Origin of the sequence: Gracilibacillus sp. D59, from assembly GCF_052246695.1 — a bacterium.
Lineage (GTDB): Bacteria > Bacillota > Bacilli > Bacillales > Amphibacillaceae > Gracilibacillus.
The window spans coordinates 245085-265604 of sequence record NZ_JBQQCK010000006.1; the positions used below are offsets into that span (position 1 = coordinate 245085).

Here is a 20520-nt window from a genome sequence, read left to right on the forward strand (position 1 = left end):
TAAAAAAGATTTGAAAAAGAGAGAGCGACTAGCTCCCTCTTTTTTAAAATTATTAACGTAATAACTGAAGTACACCTTGTGGCATTTGATTTGCTTGTGCAAGCATTGCTTGAGAAGCTTGAGAAAGAATACTTGCTTTTGTCTGACTCATCATCTCTTTTGCCATGTCAACATCTCTCACACGTGATTCGGCAGCTGTTAAGTTTTCTGAAGAAGTTCCTAAGTTATTAATAGTATGTTCAAGACGATTTTGGAAAGCACCAAGTTTAGAACGTTCTCCCGATACTTGTCTTAATGCCGCTTCTACTGCTGTAACTGATGCTTCGGCACCATCTGCTGTAGTAACATCAATTTCATCAACATTTAATGCAGAAGAACTCATATCATTGATATCAACCTTCATAATCTGACCTGTATTGGCACCAATTTGGAAATTCAAGTCACCTTCTGTTGTACCAACATCATCTTGTACATTCAAGCCAAGTGTGTCGCCTTCTTGTAGTGATGAACCTGCTGTTAGAGTGACACCACCAACAGTAAACGATGAACTGCTTGAAACTGTACCAGAAGATACAACATCTCCAGCCTCATCAGTCATAGTATAATTAAATGTTCCAGCTGAGGTTGTTTCACTTCCAACTTCAAGAAAATAAGATCCACTACTTGTAATAGTAGAGTTATCTATTGTAGACGTAATTGAAAACGTGTCAGAATTTTCCGAAAAGATTTCTGCACTAGCATCTATAGTTCCACCAGTTCCTTTGGATCCATCCAACAATTTTTGAGTATTGAATTCAGTAGTGTTAGCAATACGATCAATTTCTTCTGTTAATTGATTAATTTCCTTTTGGATTTCTTCACGGTCTGCATCAGTGTTTGTATCATTAGAAGACTGAACAGATAACTCACGCATACGTTGAAGAATACTATGTGTTTCATTCAAAGCACCTTCAGCAGTTTGAATTAAAGAAATACCATCTTGTGCATTACGTTGTGCTTGGTCTAAGCCACGGATTTGACCACGCATTTTTTCAGAGATCGCAAGACCTGCTGCATCATCTGCTGCACGGTTAATACGAAGACCTGAAGATAATTTTTCCATAGAGTTTGATTGCATGTTATTTGCGCCCTGTAGTTGACGATAAGTATTAAGCGCTGCAATATTGTGATTAATTCTCATTTAAAAATCCTCCTTGAGTAATATATATTTCCACATCCTTGTGGTAGTTACTAATAAAGTGAAAGCGGCCGCCAATCACCTTTATTAGCTTCTAATATATTTATCGGTTATTTCAAGCACATGTTTAGTCTTTTTTATTATTTTTTTTAATTAAATCAATTAAATTTGCTGATATATTTGCTGCTTGATTATTTTCTGACTGAATGGCTTGATATATCTCTTGTCGATGGATTTCTATATTTTTTGGTGCTGATATACCTAATTTTACTTGATCGCCTTCTATGGACACTATTTTGATCTCAATATCATCACCAATTTGGATGGCTTCATTAGTTTTTCTTGATAGAACTAACATGCTATTCCCCCTTTACCCTGGAGGTTTGTTTAAATATTTGCTCTTGTGTTTTATAAACCGAACTATTGGTTATGAATTGCTTTGCTGTGTAATTAGTTCGATTTATTATCAATGGTGCTTGAAGATTTGCTGTACTGTTACTTAATGGTTCCTTCACTGTAACAATGGATAATACTTCAACGTCCTCTTTTCTAACTATATTTAACTGTTCAATGGATGCATCATCCAAATTGATTTCGAAATCCTTTACAAATAAAAATGGATTTATTACCAGAAATGCTGGATCCATTCCCTTTGTGGATTGTAAAACTTGAAAAAGTCCGCTTTCCTCAAAATTTTGTAGAATAAATTCTTTCTCATTTATAAAACCTGGAATTCCTTGTGGAAAATGAATGACCTCTTCTTGATTTATCTCTATTTCACCGAAGTATTTTGTTTGAATTTGCATAGCTCACCCTTCTTATATTTCCATTTCAAAATTTATGCCAACATGTTTTAAATTCACAAAATCAATTTCTAACCAACTCTTCTGTAGTAAGTATACTTCTACATTTCCACTTTGATATTGATATTGTGTTTTAGTCGGCTGTGTTTCGATTTGTGGTTTTTGTGGTGTCACCTTTATATTAACTTCTGCGGGCCGGTAATCAATCTTTACTCCATTCGCAGATGGTATCCATCCTATATTAAATTGTCTCTGTGGGTCTTGACTATTTTCTTTTACTTGTCGAACAATAGGATTTCCACCATCCTCAATTTTCATTAGTTCATCACCTTGACGTCGTCGACGAGCAATTCCTTCTAAAAGCTTCTGCTTTCCTTCTTGTGCGAATTCTGCGTTAAGTTCAGTTATTGGCTTCAGTCCTACATCTGCAAGAGCCTTCGATTGGTCAATAGTTAATTTACTAGGAGTTGTCCTTATTTGTATGTCTGCTTTCGGTTGTCTAATCGATTGCTTTGCTGGACCTGAATCTATTTGCAACTGAGCATCATGGCTTTTCAAACCAATTCTAGCAACTTGTGTTTGTAATCGAATTTGTGGCAATTGCATTTCGTCACCCTCAATTTCCAGTCTTTATATTGAAAATGCCTTACCTATTAAGGTAAGGCTTATAATATTAACGTAGAAAATCCAATAAAGTTGGTTGTATGACTCGTGCACCAGAACTTAACGCAGCTCGATGAACAGCCTCTTGTGAAGTAAGTTTCATTATAACCTTTTCGATATCTGCGTCTTCGTTTTCAGACATCATTTCTTTTGCAGAAATTCCTTGATCCTGAACACGATTTTCTATTAATTCAACACGATTTTGGCGTGCACCTAAGTCAGCACGTGTATTTACATTATTATCAATATGTTCGTCTAACACTTTAATATAATCGCCTAATTCGGTCGGCTCTGTTTCGGGTGGATTATAATCAACTGGCTGTTCTCCTTTTAACACTTTAGAAAAATTGGTGATATCTGCAAAAAGCTCTTCATTAAAGACCGAATCAGGTTGAATATTTACTTGAATTTTAGATCCTGAAGATACTTCAATGTTAACAGCTTGTTGGTTCCCTGCATAATTATAAAAATTGTTAGTTCCTAATTCATCACTATCAATTTTATATGGCTTGTCGCCATCATCACCTGTTGTTTCAGTTCCACTAAAAATATATTTATTGTTTACTTTAGTATTGGCAATCTCTAGTAAGTGATCTTTTAGTTGATCGACTTCTGAAGCTATATTTTTTCTCTGTCCTTCTTCATAAGTACCGTTAGCACCTTGAACCGCTAATTCCCTTAACCTAGCCAAAGCTTGTTGAGTCTTATCCAATGCTGCATCGGTGTTATCCATCCAATTATGAACTTCTCCTAAATTACGCTCAAATTGTTCAGTTTGATTAACTTGAGTACGATAATTCATACCTTTCATTGCAACAACTGGATCGTCAGATGGGCGATTAATCTTTTTACCAGTAGATAATTGATCCATATACTTACCAAGACTTTGATAACTACTACTTAAATTTCTAAGCATATTATTAGTTAGCATACTTTGAGTTACTCGCATTAATTACTTACCTCCCCACTAATCCCATGTTATTGATTACTCGATCTAACATCTCATCAACTGCTGTCATATTACGTGCTGCTGCATTATAGGCATGTTGATATTTGATTAAGTTCGTCATTTCTTCGTCCAGTGAAACAGAACTGATTGCTTGTCTTGATTCATCTACTTGTTGACGAAGAACTTCAGAGTTCCCTTGCATACGGATCGATTCCTGCGTTTGTACACCAAGCTCACCAATAATACCCTCATAGTAACTTTTTACAGATGCTTTATCTGGGATAGTTGGGTCAAATGTTGGAGGATCAGCATTAACTAGATACTCTTCCGCTCTTTTTGTATAAACATCAGCTAGCGCTATAGCATTCTCTCCATCACCAGACGCTCCTGATGAACTGGCTGCAATCAGATTCACATTATTCTGAATGTCATCATTTACTTTAATGGTTGAAGCCTTGGCTCCTGTAAAGAAATTAAGTCCAGTTTGTGGAGTATCTTCCAATGTATAACCTTGACGATGGACAGCGTTAAATTCTCGAACAAAATTTTCCGTTAATTTATCTAGATCTTGTAATAGTTTATTTATTTCCCCAGCTGCTGTGCCATCTGTGGCTTCTACTGGAGTACCGCTAGCGTCATATTGGAAGGATGTTCCAATATTGTAACCCGCTCCATCAATCAAGGCATCCATTTTCCCATTAATATTATAATTCTTGCCGTAAATAAAAGCTTCATTATTAAAATTGTTTACTAAATCTTGTACATATTCATCCGTATCTTTTGTTTCATCTGTATTTGGTTTGGCAAAAAAGACAGCATTAACATTATTGTTGTCATCAAAGTCTACGAACATATGATTCACAGCATCCTTACTTCCTAATTCCGGACCACCTTTTTGTCCGTTTACTAAAATTATATTTCCGCCAGTACCATTTACAGTTATATTGTCTGTATTTAATTTGATCGTGGCCAAACCTTGAGCAATCGGACTAGGATCACCTGAACTTTCTCGATAATCTACTTTTATATCAACATATTCTGAAAGTTCATCAATTAATTTATCGCGTTTGTCATATAAATCATTTGGTACATAGCCATGAGGCTCTATTTTTGCTATTTGACCATTTAATTGATTAATTTGATCAATTAGAGAATTCACCTGTGTGTTATCTACATCAATTTCATTTTTAAAATTAGTTCTAACCTCTTGCAAGGAATTATGTACGTAATTCAATGTTTCAGAAAGTGCAATACCTCTCTCTTTTACTACAGACCGCGCACCCGAATCCTCTGGGTTAACGGAAAGATCTTGTAATGATTGCCAAAATTGATCAAAAGATTTGGATAACCCTTCCTCTGAGGGCTCATTTAAAATAGATTCCATTTTAGACATCATGTCTGCTTTCGTTTGATAGAATCCTACCTTCGTATTCTCCTGCCGATATTGCTTATCAATAAAACTATCCCGAATACGTTCAATCGATCCTGCTTCTACCCCACTACCAACTTGTCCAGGAATTTCCGGTCTGTTTCGGGATGCTGGTGGATATGGTGCCGTTTGGGTCATATTTACTCGTTGTCTCGTATAGCCTTCCGTATTTGCATTAGCAATGTTGTGACCAGTTGTATATAATGCTGCTTGTTGTGTATGAAGTGCTCGTTTTGCTACTTCTAATCCATTAAAAGTTGATGACATCTTTGTTCCCCCTACTTACGCTTTTGAATCAAATACCGATCGTTTTGGTCCCGATGACTGTGGTTGTTGCTTTGATTTTCCGTAATTCATATTTTTCATCGACGGCTGCATCATATCTAACGACAGCTGGACAAATTGTAATGACTGCTGGGTCAATTGTTTATTTAAGTCTTCTTGTCTTCGTAATTCAACCAGTTTCTCGGCCAGTTTAAGTGTGACCTCTTCTAATGATTTTTGATCCGCTCCAGTTGCATAGTCTTCAATGATCGCAGAAACAGTGACAGAAGCTGTGTCTAAACTGTTTGCTTGTGCCCAGGTAGCAACAGCATCGATCCGTTTTTGTTCGATTTGATTGATGGCTTGCACATGCTTTTGCTCAGTCACAAGTAACTTTTGCAAATCATCGATCTTATTTTCTTTTAACAATTCTGTTTTTTGCATCGAAACGTGCAGTAGACTGTCATGTAACTCAATCAATTTATTGAGATGTTGTATAATAGGCTGAACGGACATAAGGGCTCTGCTCCTTTTTCTTCCATTTTATTACGTTTTCCAGTAGTTCAACAGCTTCTTCGCTGTTTCTTTGTTGTTTACTTTATATTCGCCATTATCTACTTGTTGTTTAATTTCGTTCACATAAGCTTGACGAGAATCCTTTTGCTGCATTTTTAATGCTTTATCTGAAATTTCCAGCTGATCCGGTTTCAGTGAATGGGACTTGGATGCTGTTTGCTTCTGTATTTGTTGTGATTTTTGATATGGATTCATATTTGAATGGTTGGGTCCATGGATTTTCAAGGCCTTTCACCTCTTTCCTTTTTTCGCACATAAGTATTTATCATTTATATCGGACGATTATCGGAAATGTTTAATATTCTTTTAGTATATCGATTTGGTTGGGTATTGGGAAGAGGTCTAAAGTATCAGAAGTGGGGCTTGTGGATTAGTTCGTCCTGTAATAAGAAAAGCGCAGAGCGCCCGCTTAGAAACGTAGCGACTTCAGAATCAACTGAGATAAAGGGAATCACGGTGAGCTTGCGAGCCGATGATGACTTATCGTAGGGCGATTCGTGAAGTCGCTTAGTTTTTGGGCGCTCGGAGCTAGACATCCGCGCGAATTTCATACTTTAAAACCTCCTATTATATGGAGGTTTTAGTTATTACGGCTTCTTGTGTAGTAGGTTTGAGCTTTTTGTTTTTCTTCTTGCTCATTTCTCCGTTTTACTTGTTCAATTTCTTGTTGGTAGCGTAGATCTGAAGATAATTCGTTTTTACAGTTCTCACAGACTTTTCCACTGGCAATCGGTTCACCACAGCGTTCACACGGAAAGCTTAAGTTTGGAAATTGACTTGATCGAAGGCGGTTTTCTTTAACGAATTGTAAAATAATATCCTCTTTTACTTCTGTTGCTTCGACGATTTCCGGAATCGTTGCTTGTCTGTTTTCACGTTTTTTTAGAAAATCATAGACAATTTGAAATTGTTTTTCATCCTCTTTTATACAATCAGGACAAATGGAATTTGTTGTTTGGACAAAGACTTTATCACATCTGGCGCAATTTGCTAATTCTCCCATTGACGGCACCTCTTTCTGTCGATTTTTGTTTGATTATAGCACATTTTTTAGGTTTATTATACTACCTAACAAGTGTGAAACTGTACATATGGGCACATCCTGCTTCTTTCAATAGTCTTGCTGCGTGATGAATCGTCATACCAGTTGTATATATATCATCGACAAGTAAGACATCTGTTTCAAGTGTTTCAGTTAAGAAAAATGGATTTTTTGTTGTAATCCGCTGTTGTCTTGATTTTTTGGATTGTTTCTCTGAATGACTTGCTTTTCTTGATAGGGCGTGGCTAACCGGGTTCTTATAGTGGTCTGTAATAATTTCTGCAACAGCCTCTGCTTGATTAAATGCTCGGTCATGAAGTCTTTCATTTGTTAAGGGGATCGGCACTATAGTGAGGGATGTAATTGGAAAAAGGGACTGTATTTCTTTTTTGATGTATGGATTAAATATTTCCTTCAATTGATAATCACCTTGGTATTTCCACTGGGTAATGATATCTTGCATAAACGGTGTGTAAGAAAAAAGGGATCGATTATACTGTAATACATCTTGGTACATTTGGTTGGTTTGCCATCTCCTACAATCGTCGCATATAGTTTCCTTGGGCATTTGTCTTCCACAACGTTCACAAACGTCTCCTTCAATTCTATCCAGCTGTGATTGACAGCTATTACATAATACAGTCTGCTCTTGCGGAAGAAAAAGTGTACCCCATGTGATGGGATGACTAATCCATTCCTGACATTTTAAACAATACGTCATAGTATATTTCCTTTCTTATTCATCATTTTGATTTGAGCAATTGCATCTTCCATTGCATTTGTTTTACCTTGGTGGATAAACAAGACTTCACCGGTTGGATCATCAGGACTTCTTCCAGCTCGCCCTGCAATTTGAACTAATGCGGCTTCATCAAAAACATGATGCCCGGCATCGAGAATGACTACATCTACAGAAGGAAAAGTTACTCCTCGTTCGAGAATCGTCGTTGTAACAAGGGTGGTGATTTTTTGTTGGCGGAATTGTTCTACTTTTTCTTTTCTGTCAGGGTCTTCGGCGTGAACTGAAATGGCCTGATATCGATCGGCTACCTTTTCCAGTAGGGAGATCGTTGGAACGAATAATAATAATTGTCGCGATTTAGATCTTGTGGCAAGGAACTGTTGCAATGCTTTTGGTTCTGTTCCTCGATTTAGTTTTTTCCTTAGTCCGATTTCTATTTTAAGTTGGGGGATTGGTAAGGGATGACCGTGGAAACGAATTGGTACAAATTGAACAGGCAGTTTCTTTTGACGGATTTTTCGTTTGTGTTCTCGTCTGGGTGTTGCTGTTAAATAGATGGTTGTAGCATCCTTTTTACAGGCTCGATTGGTTAAATAAGGTAAGGTTTTATCATGGTGAAAAGGAAAAGCATCAATTTCATCGATAATCATGACATGGAAAGCATCCTGGTAACGGATTAATTGATGGGTAGTGCTGATGATCAACTGTCCTTTATCGGTTCGATCTGGTGAATCCGCGTATAGGGCTTCAATTTCTGTCTCAGGGAAGGCTTGCTGGAGACGGGGAAATAGTTCTCTTACAACATCTGCTCTAGGGGTGGCAATGCAGATTCTTTTTCTTTCTTTAATCGCTTTTGTTATGGCGGGAAATAGCATTTCAGTCTTACCAGATCCGCAAACAGCCCAAGTGAGTATCTCTTTTTGCTTGTTGTTAATCGCTTGTTCAATTGCTTTTGCTGCTGTTTGTTGAGGGGAAGTTAATGTGCCTGTCCACTGACAAGGTTGTGCTTGAGTTGGCCAAGAGGGTTCTGATCCGTTCCAAGTTAAGAGGTTGTCACAATGCAGTACTCTACCTGTTTGGATACAATTTCGGCAATAGAGATGGGTATGATCGCATCTTGCACAGGCTATATTGGCGAACAGTTGTTGATTCGTATTTCCGCAACGGTTACATTGATATCGACCATATTTGGTTGTCATGCTAGGGAGTTGTTTTAATTGATTGGTGCGGATAAGATAATCAGTCGTTGAACTTGCAAGGGGGAGTTCCGAGGTTAATAAAAGCTTTCCGGCGAGGATTTTTGAAAAATTCATTAATGACCTCCTATATGAAGGCGGGGACTAGCCCCACCTTATTATTTTTTATACCATCCTAGTCCGAGAGAACCTTCACCAATGTGTGTGCCGATAACCGGGCCGAAGTAGCTTACCTCTACCTCTACATTATCAAATCTAGATTCCAGTTGATGTTTAAACTCTTCAGCCTCTACTTCACGATTGGCATGAATGACTGTCGCCCTAATTGGAACACCTGTTGATGCATCCTCTTCAAATAATTGAAAGATTCGTTTTAATGCTTTTTTCTTAGTACGAATTTTTTCATATGGCACTATCTTTGTATCTTCAAAATGCAGAATCGGTTTAACTTGAAGCATGCTGCCAATTAATGCTTGTGCACCATTCAATCGGCCGCCACGATGTAGATGGCTTAAATCATCAGCCATGAAATAGGCGCGAAGTGATCCTTTTATTTCATGAAGACGTGACATAATCGTTTCAGCATCTTGTCCATTTTGAGCCATTTCAGCTGCTTCTAACACGTAGAATCCTTGCGCCAAGCAACTGACTTCGGAATCGAATGGGAAAACTTCAATTCCTTCTACCATTGATTGTGCCGTTACAATGGATTGAAAGGTACCACTGATGCCACTTGATAATGTAATAAAAACCGCTTGATCATAATCTTCTGCAAGTTCGGTTAATTTTTCTGTTATAAGTCCAATAGACGGTTGAGAAGTTTTAGGGAAATCCTCAACTTCTTTTACTTTTTGATAAAATTCTTGTGTGGAAATATCTATTTCTTCTTGATAGGAGTCGTTTCCGAATACAACAGTGAGAGGAACCATATGTATATCATTTTCACGTCTACGCGACTCTGAAATATATGCCGTACTATCGGTAATGACAGCAACTTTCATACTTATATCGAACCTTTCTTCTATTTTTTAGTTTACTATATTTCATTTTACCTAATATTCAGTTCGTTGCATAGTCATAATTTGAGAAAGAAGTGTAGTGACTTCCTTTCGGCTAGTACGAATGGACATCTATTCCGCTATTTGCACCAAAAAGCGATTGTTTAGTGATTTAGCGGACATCCGTTCCGTTATTTCATGCATTTTATCGTTAATGAACGGTGAAAAAGGAGAATAGCGGAACAAATGTCCGTGTAATCCTATAAAAACTCGATTATGTGCCGAATAAAGGAATAAATGTCCGCTCAGAAGCACATCTTTTCAAAGTACCCCTATTTCATTCGTTAAAAAAGAAAAATAGAGACCAAATCATTATGCGATTTGGTCTCTTATTTCGCCATTCTAACAGAAGCTCTTCCATTTAAAGGAGTTCTATTTTTTAAAGGATTTCTACCCAGCCTTTTTTAATTGCTATAACTACCGCTTGGGTACGGTCTTTTACTTTCATTTTTTGCAAAATACTGCTTACGTGGTTCTTAACAGTTTTTTCACTAATATAAAGAGATTCTGAGATGCCTTTGTTACTTTTACCTTCTGCAAGCAGCTGTAATACTTGACATTCACGTCTTGTTAATAAGTGAAGTGGTTTACGGTGTTCTACTTCTTTTAGTTTTGAAAGTGACGTATCAGAATCATATAGTGCATCTTCTTCTGTAATTAATCGTCGATATTCTTTCACTAAATTATGAGTCACTTTTGGATGAAGGTATGAGCCGCCTTCTGATACAACGGAAATAGCGTCTATTAATGCATCAGAATCCATTTCTTTCAACAAGTAACCTTGTGCTCCTGATTTAAGAGCATGCGTCACGTAATTTTCATCATCATGAATCGATAGAATGATTACTTTGACCCCAGGATAACGTTCCAACAGATCGGCAGTCGCCTCTACCCCGTTGACACCGGGCATGTTTATATCCATCAGTACCACATCAGGCTTGTACTTTTTAACAAGCTCAGCGGCCATGGAACCGTCATCACCTTCTGCTAATACATTAAAACCATTCTCTAATTCTAATATCCTTTTAACACCTTCGCGAAATAATTTGTGATCATCAATTAATACAATGTTGGTTGTCATGAATAACTCCTCCTCATGTTCCTGAATATACTAAATTTATTTATGTAACGTTATCAAAGTTGCACTACTTTAGTAATACTATTTGTCTTATATCCCTACTATTATACCTGAATTAAATTAATTTGCAGTATTAATGTCTTGCTCAACAGGGATCATTATGCTAATTCTAGTGCCTATTTCTTTTTTACTATGAATTTTTATTTCTCCTCCGAGAATTTCAACACGCTCATGCATGCCTATTATACCAAAAGATTTATCTTTTTTCTCGGATTGCTCGAATCCCTTACCATTATCAGTGATAGTAGCAACTACTCTTTCACATGAAATGTCTAAGTCAACTATAATTCGTTCTGCCTCAGCATGTTTGATTGCATTTTGAATGGACTCTTGTATTAACCGGAATAAAGCTACTTCATAATGACTATGTAATCGTTCATTTGTCGATTGATACTTGAACTGGATGTTAGGGTGTTGATCTTCTAATGTCCTTATATACTTTTTAATAGTCGGTACTAAACCTAAATCATCCAGTGCCATTGGCCGTAAGTCGTAAATTATGCGTCTTACTTCATGTAAAGAGTCGCGAATCATGACTCTTACATTGCGCATTTCTTTCATTGCACAATCTACATCGCCTTTTTTAAAAGTACGGTCGACTATTTCAGACCTTAGCATAATATTTGCTAACATTTGTGCAGGTCCATCATGCATTTCTCTTGAAAGTCGACGTCGCTCTTCTTCTTGTGCTTCGATAATTTTCAAACCAAATTCTTGCTTTTCATGTGCATCGCTGATTAAATCAGAAACCTCTTTAAAATCTTCATTCAAATAATTCAACACGATCGAAATTTTTCCTACTAGTCCTTCTGCCCGTTCCACCATTTGTTCGATTGCCTTTAAACGTAATTCAATTTCATCACGTCTATCCCTCAGTACCTTTTCTTTATCACGTGTTACAACTAAATCTGTTTGAAGCTGATGGGCTTGGTCGTATACTTCTCTAATTTTTTCTTCTGAATATTCTTTGAAGTTTTTACTGACATCCGCTAATTTTTTTCTGGCTAGCTTAGATTTTTTTTCGAGCATATCTCCTTCGTCAATAACGTTTACTACATCTTCTTTTAGTATCGTTAATTCATGCTCTAATGACTCATATTCCTTACGGGATTCCTCGGCAATTTCAAAGACTTCATCTTTACTGTTTTTTACTGTATCTATCATTTCGTCTATTATATAATCTAATGTACGATCTGTATTTTTCATATACAAAACCTCACCACCTAGTTTCATTTTATACCATACGAAATATATAGTTCTTTTTTAGGGGGTCATAATAATATTCTTTATTCCCTATTACAATTATTTTACACGTATTATTTTGACGAACACAAATTTATTTGTATTTAGGAGGATTTATATATGCTTGACCAATATTTTACAGTTAAACCAGATGGTTCTGATGAACAGGTAATTCAGAAATCAAGGTTTATCGGATATGTAAAAAGGACCACAAGCGAAGACGAAGCTCAGCAATTTATCCAACATATTAAGAAAAAGCATGCAGACGCAACCCACAACTGTTCGGCATATTTGATTGGTGAGCATGATCAGATTCAGAAAGCGAATGATGATGGGGAACCGAGTGGTACTGCTGGCGTTCCAATTCTAGAAGTTTTAAAAAAACGGCAATTAAAGGACACAGCTGTAGTAGTTACAAGGTATTTTGGTGGGACTAAACTTGGTGCAGGTGGTTTAATCCGTGCTTATTCGAGCACAACGACATTAGCCATCAATACGACTGGTGTTGTCGAAAGAAAACGAATGAAAAAGTTTTTTGTAACTGTGGATTATACTCTTTTAGGGAAATTGGAAAATGAATTACGACAATCTCCATATTTGTTAGAAGAAATGAAATATTTGGAGCAGGTTACTTTTCATGTTCGTACACTGGTTGGTGAGGAAGAGAATTTTATCGATTGGATCACGAATTTGACTAGTGGAAAAGTGGATATTAAGGAAGGCGACGATTCCTATTTTGAGATAGATGTAGTGACTGATTGACTATTTCCCAGGAAATAAATGGAGTGTGAAATATATCTTCACACTCTTTTTTTTATAAAGAAGTATATACGGTGGTTCTAGCTTTGAGCGCCTGAAACTAGGCGGGAGTTTTGTTTCTTTATTCATTTTGAAATGATAATAGATTTGCTTGCTTTAATTCTTTTGTCAGCCTTTTTATAAATTCCTGTGAATTATCGATTTGTTGTCTTTCTGTTTGGTCTAGCATTTTTTGTAATATCGATCGATAAACTTCTTGCTCCGTCAAACGACTCAACCCCTTTAACCATCCTAATTATATCATATGTTAGTACATCTATTTTCGTAACTTGTTTACTATTATAATAACCAAAACCGCTATCAAAGCTCCTGTTCCATCGAGAATGACATCACCTGCATATGGTGTACGGTTTGGCGTCAAACCTTGATGCCATTCATCAAAAATAGCGTACAATAAAGTTGCAAAAAATGCAAAAAAAGTTAATAGAATTACATTTTTATACATCCATGTCTTTTTAAATGCTAGATAAAATAAACTGGATAGTATGAAGAATACCCCTACATGAGCACCCTTTCGAACAAAAAATTCAACAAATCCTTCTACTCCCAATTGGTCGACACTCACTACTGATTGGTGGTAGGTAAAGGAGATTGATTGTAAAAGCGGCTCCAATATCGATAAGTCTACATACTGAGACAGAAATGGTCTGATATCTTGATCTTGGTATGGTTGCTCAGATGAGTAATATATTATCCCCATCCATAGAATAGGAAACATCCAATATATTATTTTCTTCATGAATCCCTAAAACTCCTCTTTTATCTACACTATTTTTTATAAATTTTTAGATAGCAGTTTTTCGTAAGTTTATAATCAAAACTTCATGTTTTTGTAAAACAAAAATGTCAAACTAGATTCCATTATGACATGTCTATTCTATTATAGCTATATTATTTTTATTCGATCAGTGTGAAGATACCATCTTTTAGACAAAAAAGTAGTCAGCTACCTCTGCAAGTGGCTGACATGTTTATCTGATTATTGATTTTGCTTCCATTTGTTGAATTCTAAAAATTCTTTGAATTCCTGTTTAGAGACACCGGAATGCATTGCTTCTTCTGCTAGCTTTAACCATTCCTCGTCTAACTGTTCTTTAATTTCTTCATCAGATTGGGACATTAATAATTCATTAACGGTTACACCGAGAACTTTACCTACCTTCTCCATGAATTGAATCGATGGATTGGATTGAATTCCACGTTCAATAGAACTTAAATATGACTTGGCAATCCCTGCATGCTCCGCTACTTCCGATAATGACATTCTCTTTTGTTTTCTTAACTCTTGAATTTTTTGCCCTATCACAACAGTTCACCCACTTTCCTGGTAACAATGATCATTATAACATAAAATTGTTTTACTGTTCTATATAAAGGTACGCCTTTTTGTCGAATTTCGCAAGTGTTTATGACCATTTTTGTATAATTTACAAAAAATTAAGACTTAAGTCCTGTAAAAACATTCGTTAAAACGTAATTATTTGTCTATATTTTTGGAAGATTAGTCCAATTGTCGAACATTTGCGACTATTTCCCATTAATAAACACGTGCATTTCATCATTATTATTAGTATAATATGGATAATACATAGACTAAAGAGGTGTGTACTAATATGAAGAAGTTAGCTCTACTTTTTATTCTGGCTGGTGTCGTGCTGCTAAGCATTGGTGGTTACCGTTACTTCAAGATACAAGCTGCTGAAAAACAGGCTGTCACTGAGGTAAATGAATTACTAGAGCAGTCTTCTAAGGAATCAGGCGAAGCAATTAAACGAACACCTGAAGAGTTTTTTCCAGATATGGGGGAAGCTGTTGGATTTTTACACATTCCAACGCTTGATGCTAAATTGCCTATCATAGAAGGAACTGATCCAGATGAATTAGATAAAGGAGTCGGTCATTATCGAGGTTCTGCCTATCCACAACAAAACGATCAAATCGTGCTTTCTGGCCATCGTGATACAGTATTTCGAGATTTAGGAGAAGTAGAGGTCGGTGATACTTTTATAATAGAATTGGAATATGGCGAATTTGAATATGAAATGGTAGATTCAAAAATTGTCGATGCAGACGATACGACGATCATTAAATCAACAGCGCCTGATGAAGAATTGGTTATCACTACTTGTTATCCTTTTTCCTATGTTGGAAACGCACCTGAAAGATATATTATTTATGCAAAACCAATTTATTAAGCGTATTGTCTCATTTAGCAATACGCTTTTCATTTGCTTAAGAGGGGGTATAAATTAGATGAAACGGTTATTACTAGTATTCATGAGTTTAGTAGCATTTTTAGCTGCTTGTCAAGAGGACGAACAAGTCAAACCAGAAGATCGCCTACAGGAATATGTTGACCACTGGATGGCAGAAGACTTTGAAAGTATGTATCAAATGGTTGAAGAAGATGTAGATAAAAAAGAATTTGATCGTTATCCTAAAATATATGAAGACCTAGAAGTAACAGATCTGTCTGTTGAATTTGAAGTACCACAACCTGCTGAAGGTGAGGAAGAAATCGACTTAGAAGAGTTGGAGTCGATGACATTCCCACTTAGTGTAAGTATGAAAACGATGGCTGGTCCTATCTCTTTTGATACGGAAATCGAAATGGTAAAAACAGTAGAAACCGTAGAAGGCGAAGAGGAGATTGACTGGCTTGTCAATTGGCACCCAGGATTTATTTTCCCAGAATTAAAGGACGGTGGAACGATAGGTGTCAGTACAATTGAGCCTGTACGAGGAGAAATTTATGACCGCAATCGCCAAGGTCTGGCTGTTAATGAACGCATTTATGAATTAGGGGTCGTACCAGGCTGGTTTAAGAATGAAGAACAAGAAAAAAAGGAAATAGCAGAAGTATTAGATATTACGGTTGAAGAAATTGATAATGCTTTAAGTGCTAGCTGGGTAACATCAGATGTATTTGTTCCATTAAAAGTAGTTCCCAGTATTAGTGAAGGTGGTCTAGAAGAGGCATTACAATCGATTGAACCATTCACAAAGCAAAATACTACTGGTCGGGTCTATCCTTTAGGGGAAGCAGCTGCTCATTTAGTCGGATATATTGCACCGATTACAGCAGAAAAATTAGAAGAAGTTGATTCCGATGTTTATTCTGAAAGTGATTTGATTGGCTATCGTGGACTGGAAGAACTATTTGAAGAAAAGCTCCGCGGCAAGGAAGGTGTCCAAATTTATATTGAAAAAGAAGGTCAAGATCCGATTGTTATCGCAGAGAAAGAAGTGACAAACGGTGAGACGATTAATCTCACAATCGATGCCAATGTTCAGCAAAGTATATTCAATTCTATGAAAGGTGATGCCGGCACTGCTGCAGCGATTGATCCTGTTACTGGTGAGACATTGGCTTTAGTAAGTAGCCCAGCCTTCGACCCACACGCTTTTCTGTATGGACTTAGCGGTGATCAATGGAATGAATGGCAGGAAGATCCGCAGAAACCATTATTAAATAGATTTACCGCAACGTTTGCACCTGGTTCATCCTTCAAACCGATTACTAGTGCTATCGGCTTGGAGAATGGTTCGATTGATCCGAATAAGGGGTTTACAATTGATGGACTTACCTGGCAAAAAGAAGGCTGGGGGAACTACTCCGTAACACGTGTTTCGGAATCAAACGGTCTGGTTGACTTAAAAGATGCGCTCGTCCGCTCTGACAATATTTATTTTGCTATGCAAGCACTGGAGATGGGCGAAGATGCATTTGTTTCCGGATTAAAAGAATTCGGCATTGGAGAGGAATTTCCTTTTACCTATCCAATCCAGAAAAGCTCGATCTCTTCTGATGGTACATTAAGTGAAGAAGTATTATTAGCAGATACAAGTTATGGTCAAGGACAAATTGAAATGAGCGTACTGCAACTAACATCTAGCTATTCCATTTTGCAAAACGATGGTAACATTGTACAGCCAACATTGCTAATGGATGAAGAAAAAGGACAGACATGGAAAGAAGGACTACTCTCCAGTGAAAATGCTAATATCATTCGCGATGCATTACGTGCTGTCGTTACTGATGGTACAGGAGGAAGCGCAAATGTTAGTGGGTTAGGCATCTCCGGAAAGACCGGAACTGCAGAACTGAAAAAAACCCTCGATGAAAAAGGTGCCGCTGAGAATGGCTGGTTCGTCGGCTATCCCGAGGATGACAGTATGATTATCGGTATGATGATAGAAAATATTGAGAACAAAGATCATGGCAGTGGATATGTCGCAGAAAAAGTCGGGAATGTTTTTTCTGAGATAAAATAAAATGGTGTAAAGAGCTAGCTCCTGGATTGAGCTAGCTCTTTTCTGTTTATCGGGCACTTCCCCTTGGATATCGGGCACTTATTTTCACATATCGGGCGGTTTTCTTTGATTATCGGGCACTATTTACTATTTATCGGGCATTTTACAAATACTTAATCAATTCAGCATGTTTATAATAAGCACCTTTATTTTTTCCCATTCGTATTAATGGAGCTCGCTGAAGTATTTTTTTCATTACTTCTGGAGAATCTGTTCTTAAAAATTCTCTTGCTAGTTTATTTGTTATCCTATTCTCCGACAATAATGCTAAAGTAAATAACACAGGCAAATGAGCATTGGTGCTGCGCTCACCGCAATGCGGGCATTGCCAGCGCATTCTTATTCTTTTCATAGCAAATCTTCCACACAAGGGACAAGGTACACCTTTGATAATTTCTCTCCATTCGATGCCATACCTTTCAAGAATGGGAAAATGCGCTACTTGGTGGTGATCACGTAAAAAAGAGACAATTTCTTGATTTTGTGATGATGATATTTTAGCTGGGTGTTTACGGGCAATTTTTTCTAAAAAGAATGGAATGGCTTGTGCTGTGAGAATGCGCTGCCTTTCGGGGTAATCGTGAAGCTGTAATATAGCATTACGATTGACGAAGACCGCAGCAGTAAAGGTGGGAAGTTGCTCAATGTTATGCTCATCAAGAAAGCGGCGTAATTGCGCATGTTGGAGATCTACTTGTAATAATGGATCGGGAAACACTTCTTTTTCTCCTGCTTTTGTTCGTATCAGTTGTCGGGAATGTGGATCAAAGTAAATCGGAGCGGTGTAATTCTTGATTTCTAGTATGACACGATAGCCTAAATCAAAAAGGAGCCAGTCGATCTGGAAGGGTGATTTGTGCTCGATGCGGAGACCGTTAAGGAATTGTGGTGAATCAAGGTTCGCTTGTTGGAGATAATATTCAAGGTTCGCTTCTCCTGCTTGGCCTGATTCGAATTGCCGCCATTTTTCATAAATATGCCGATATTGTGGATGATCTTCTGGAAGACGATCAACTAGTGCTTTGTGCTTCATTAATTTTAGTGATGTTTCTGGTATCATTTCTCCTCCCCTTTCCAATATATAGTAGCAAAAAGCACAGTAAAAATCTACTGTGCTTGGTGTTAATCCTTCAATGAAATAACCTTTCCAGTTTTACTGCTATCGTATACGGCGTCGAGTACTTTCATTTGGTTGCGTATTTTTGTCAGATCGTAGAATAATGGTTGATTGTTTAGTATTGCGTTGGAAAAATTCTCTGCCATTAAAGTATATTGATCGCCTGCTTCTTCTAAAATTTTTGTACCTTCACCTGTTTTGACATGGATTTCGCCAATCATGCCTTCATTCGTGTCTGGTCGGAATGCCGATGTTACCGTGATGCTTCCTTTCGAACCTACTACTTCATATTGCTCGCGAGGTGTACAATCGAAACTGGAATCAAAAGATGTGACAATGCCATTTGCAAAGGTAAGTGTACCGGTCATAGTCGTGTCCACTTTTAGCTCTGGATGATAATGAGCACTTGCATGGACAGATACTGGTTCTTGCTCTAAAATATTGCGAATCGCATGCAATGTATAGCATCCGACATCAAACATCGAGCCACCGCCAAGGTCATTATTTAAACGAATATTGGAACGATCTTCAAGATAAAAAGAAAAACTTGCGCGCATGAAAGCTACGTCACCAATCACACCTTCATGAATCAATTGCTTTACTTTTTGATGTTGTGGATGGAATTGATACATAAACGCTTCCATGAATACTACACTATTTTTTTCACATGCTGTTATCATTTCTTCTAGTTCTTCCTTCGTAACTGCAGCTGGCTTTTCACAAAAGATATGTTTTTTCTTATCTGCTGCTTTGATTACCCATTCTTTATGTAAGGCGTTTGGTAACGGAATGTAGACCGCATCGATTTCTGGGTCATCTAATAATGCTTCATAACTATCAAAAGTGCGTGGGATATTGAGTTCTTCTGCTACTTCTTTTGCTGTTTGTTGATTTCTACTTGCGATTGCCACGACTTCTCCATTACTAGATCGTTGAATCGCTGGTATTACTTCTGTTCTCCCGATTTTTGCTGTACTTAATATTCCCCATTTTAACCTTGCCATTTTACCTCTCCTTTATAAAGTTTTCATTGCACCGCCATCTACGATAAGCGTTTGACCTGTGATGTATGTATTTGCAGCTGAACCTAAAAAAAGAATTGCCTTTGCGAATTCTTCTGGTTGTCCAATTCGTCCAATCGGGATGTTGGCTCCTGCTTTTTGAATACGTTCTTCAACGGATTCGTCTGAAGGTTGCTGCTTAAAAATATCCCGGATTCGATCGGTTTCCATTGTTCCAGGTCCTACCGAATTAATCAAAATCTGATCAGATGCTAATTCCTGAGATAAACTCTTGGATAAACCAACAATCGCAGGACGGAATGTATTAGATAATAATAATCCGTCTAATGCTTGTTTCATAGAACTTGATGTAATATTGACAATTCTTCCAAATTGCTGTTCTCTCATTCCAGGTGTTACAGCTCTTACTGTCCGGATTATATTCATCAGTAATAACTCAAATGCATGCTGCCAGTCATCGTCATTAAAGTCACTAAAGCTACCTGCTGGTGGCCCTCCGGCGTTGTTGATTAGTATATCTACACGTCCTATCGTCTCCATCATTTTTTCTATATCGTGACTTTTAGTTAGATCACAAACCAACGCCTCAACATTAGCATTTCCTGTTTGTTTCTTTATTTCGGTTACCGCATCCTCTAATTGTGCCAGATTTCTACTTGCAATAAAAACATGTGCTCCTTCTTCTGCGTACGTTTTTGCACATGCTTTACCTAAACCTTTACTTGCCGCTGTAATAAGAACTTTCTTTCCCTTTACTCCTAAATCCATGAAGCACCTCCTAGCCTTTATTTTATAAGGTATGCGATTACAATAGCAAGCAACAAGAGTTTTCCTTTTTCAATATCGAGTAGGAGGATAATCATTAATTGATTATCCGACCTCTCACACCACCGTACGTACGGATCCGTATACGGCGGTTCCAACTTATTTAGGCATGCACCTTTCTATAGTGCTGTAGACTAGAGATTA

At 37.3% G+C, this 20520-nt stretch carries 23 protein-coding genes; 3 read left to right on the top strand and 20 right to left on the bottom strand.

The window, feature by feature from the left end; genetic code table 11:
• Positions 1–52: 52 nt before the first annotated feature.
• From ACTWP4_RS12660 to ACTWP4_RS12725, 14 genes are all read right to left on the bottom strand, one after another.
• Positions 53–1180 carry a flagellin N-terminal helical domain-containing protein gene (locus ACTWP4_RS12660; protein WP_443129135.1) on the bottom strand — a complete coding sequence of 376 codons (1128 nt, stop codon included), beginning with the start codon at positions 1178–1180 and terminating at the stop codon, positions 53–55.
• A gap of 124 nt (positions 1181–1304) precedes the next feature.
• Positions 1305–1535, bottom strand: coding sequence for a carbon storage regulator CsrA (gene csrA / locus ACTWP4_RS12665; RefSeq protein ID WP_443129136.1), 231 nt, complete (start codon positions 1533–1535; stop codon positions 1305–1307).
• Between the two features lies 1 nt (position 1536).
• Positions 1537–1983, bottom strand: a complete 447-nt coding sequence (fliW, locus tag ACTWP4_RS12670; RefSeq protein ID WP_443129137.1) for a flagellar assembly protein FliW — start codon at positions 1981–1983, stop codon at positions 1537–1539.
• A 12-nt stretch (positions 1984–1995) separates the two neighbouring features.
• Positions 1996–2586 carry a DUF6470 family protein gene (locus tag ACTWP4_RS12675; RefSeq protein WP_443129138.1) on the bottom strand — a complete coding sequence of 197 codons (591 nt, stop codon included), beginning with the start codon at positions 2584–2586 and terminating at the stop codon, positions 1996–1998.
• A gap of 67 nt (positions 2587–2653) precedes the next feature.
• A complete protein-coding gene (gene flgL, locus ACTWP4_RS12680; protein ID WP_443129139.1) occupies positions 2654–3592 on the bottom strand; it encodes a flagellar hook-associated protein FlgL in 939 nt (312 codons plus the stop codon).
• Positions 3593–3599: 7 nt separating this feature from the next.
• Entirely contained in the window at positions 3600–5288 is a 1689-nt protein-coding gene (flgK, locus tag ACTWP4_RS12685) for a flagellar hook-associated protein FlgK (protein WP_443129140.1), read from the bottom strand.
• Positions 5289–5303: 15 nt separating this feature from the next.
• Positions 5304–5801: a flagellar protein FlgN gene (locus tag ACTWP4_RS12690; RefSeq protein WP_443129141.1), complete on the bottom strand. Its 498-nt coding sequence runs from the start codon at positions 5799–5801 to the stop codon at positions 5304–5306.
• 30 nt (positions 5802–5831) lie between these two features.
• Positions 5832–6086, bottom strand: coding sequence for a flagellar biosynthesis anti-sigma factor FlgM (flgM, locus tag ACTWP4_RS12695; protein WP_443129142.1), 255 nt, complete (start codon positions 6084–6086; stop codon positions 5832–5834).
• A 355-nt stretch (positions 6087–6441) separates the two neighbouring features.
• Entirely contained in the window at positions 6442–6864 is a 423-nt protein-coding gene (locus ACTWP4_RS12700) for a TIGR03826 family flagellar region protein (protein WP_443129143.1), read from the bottom strand.
• A gap of 61 nt (positions 6865–6925) precedes the next feature.
• The gene (locus ACTWP4_RS12705; protein ID WP_443129144.1) at positions 6926–7624 is read right to left on the bottom strand and encodes a ComF family protein; all 699 of its coding nucleotides are present in this window, start codon (positions 7622–7624) and stop codon (positions 6926–6928) included.
• Complete coding sequence (locus tag ACTWP4_RS12710; protein ID WP_443129145.1) at positions 7621–8958, bottom strand: DEAD/DEAH box helicase; 1338 nt, start codon at positions 8956–8958, stop codon at positions 7621–7623. The genes ACTWP4_RS12705 and ACTWP4_RS12710 overlap by 4 nt, the downstream gene beginning before the upstream one ends.
• Positions 8959–8999: 41 nt before the next feature.
• Positions 9000–9842 carry a DegV family protein gene (locus tag ACTWP4_RS12715; RefSeq protein ID WP_443129146.1) on the bottom strand — a complete coding sequence of 281 codons (843 nt, stop codon included), beginning with the start codon at positions 9840–9842 and terminating at the stop codon, positions 9000–9002.
• A 436-nt stretch (positions 9843–10278) separates the two neighbouring features.
• Positions 10279–10980: a response regulator transcription factor gene (locus tag ACTWP4_RS12720; RefSeq protein ID WP_443129147.1), complete on the bottom strand. Its 702-nt coding sequence runs from the start codon at positions 10978–10980 to the stop codon at positions 10279–10281.
• A gap of 117 nt (positions 10981–11097) precedes the next feature.
• Positions 11098–12243 (bottom strand): sensor histidine kinase, encoded by a 1146-nt coding sequence (locus ACTWP4_RS12725; RefSeq protein WP_443129159.1) that lies wholly within the window; start codon positions 12241–12243, stop codon positions 11098–11100.
• A 156-nt stretch (positions 12244–12399) separates the two neighbouring features.
• Between ACTWP4_RS12725 and ACTWP4_RS12730 the strand changes: the two genes are divergently transcribed.
• Positions 12400–13041: a YigZ family protein gene (locus ACTWP4_RS12730; protein WP_443129148.1), complete on the top strand. Its 642-nt coding sequence runs from the start codon at positions 12400–12402 to the stop codon at positions 13039–13041.
• Positions 13042–13159: 118 nt separating this feature from the next.
• On the opposite strand, the gene ACTWP4_RS12735 is transcribed toward ACTWP4_RS12730, so the two are convergent.
• The 3 genes from ACTWP4_RS12735 to ACTWP4_RS12745 all read right to left on the bottom strand — a co-directional run bounded on the left by ACTWP4_RS12735 (position 13160) and on the right by ACTWP4_RS12745 (position 14404).
• Positions 13160–13306 (bottom strand): hypothetical protein, encoded by a 147-nt coding sequence (locus ACTWP4_RS12735; protein ID WP_443129149.1) that lies wholly within the window; start codon positions 13304–13306, stop codon positions 13160–13162.
• 48 nt (positions 13307–13354) lie between these two features.
• Positions 13355–13837: a VanZ family protein gene (locus ACTWP4_RS12740; protein WP_443129150.1), complete on the bottom strand. Its 483-nt coding sequence runs from the start codon at positions 13835–13837 to the stop codon at positions 13355–13357.
• 240 nt (positions 13838–14077) lie between these two features.
• Positions 14078–14404: a helix-turn-helix domain-containing protein gene (locus tag ACTWP4_RS12745; RefSeq protein WP_443129151.1), complete on the bottom strand. Its 327-nt coding sequence runs from the start codon at positions 14402–14404 to the stop codon at positions 14078–14080.
• Between the two features lie 307 nt (positions 14405–14711).
• Between ACTWP4_RS12745 and ACTWP4_RS12750 the strand changes: the two genes are divergently transcribed.
• Both ACTWP4_RS12750 and ACTWP4_RS12755 read left to right on the top strand, forming a co-directional pair.
• Positions 14712–15293: a class D sortase gene (locus ACTWP4_RS12750; protein WP_443129152.1), complete on the top strand. Its 582-nt coding sequence runs from the start codon at positions 14712–14714 to the stop codon at positions 15291–15293.
• 58 nt (positions 15294–15351) lie between these two features.
• On the top strand, positions 15352–17373 hold the full coding sequence (locus ACTWP4_RS12755; protein WP_443129153.1) for a penicillin-binding transpeptidase domain-containing protein: 2022 nt from the start codon (positions 15352–15354) through the stop codon (positions 17371–17373).
• 142 nt (positions 17374–17515) lie between these two features.
• Here the strand turns inward: ACTWP4_RS12755 and ACTWP4_RS12760 are convergent, their stop codons facing one another.
• From ACTWP4_RS12760 to ACTWP4_RS12770, 3 genes are all read right to left on the bottom strand, one after another.
• Entirely contained in the window at positions 17516–18472 is a 957-nt protein-coding gene (locus ACTWP4_RS12760; protein WP_443129154.1) for an NERD domain-containing protein, read from the bottom strand.
• Positions 18473–18534: 62 nt separating this feature from the next.
• Positions 18535–19533, bottom strand: a complete 999-nt coding sequence (locus ACTWP4_RS12765; RefSeq protein WP_443129155.1) for a Gfo/Idh/MocA family protein — start codon at positions 19531–19533, stop codon at positions 18535–18537.
• 12 nt (positions 19534–19545) lie between these two features.
• On the bottom strand, positions 19546–20319 hold the full coding sequence (locus tag ACTWP4_RS12770; protein ID WP_443129156.1) for an SDR family oxidoreductase: 774 nt from the start codon (positions 20317–20319) through the stop codon (positions 19546–19548).
• Between the last annotated feature and the right edge of the window lie 201 nt (positions 20320–20520).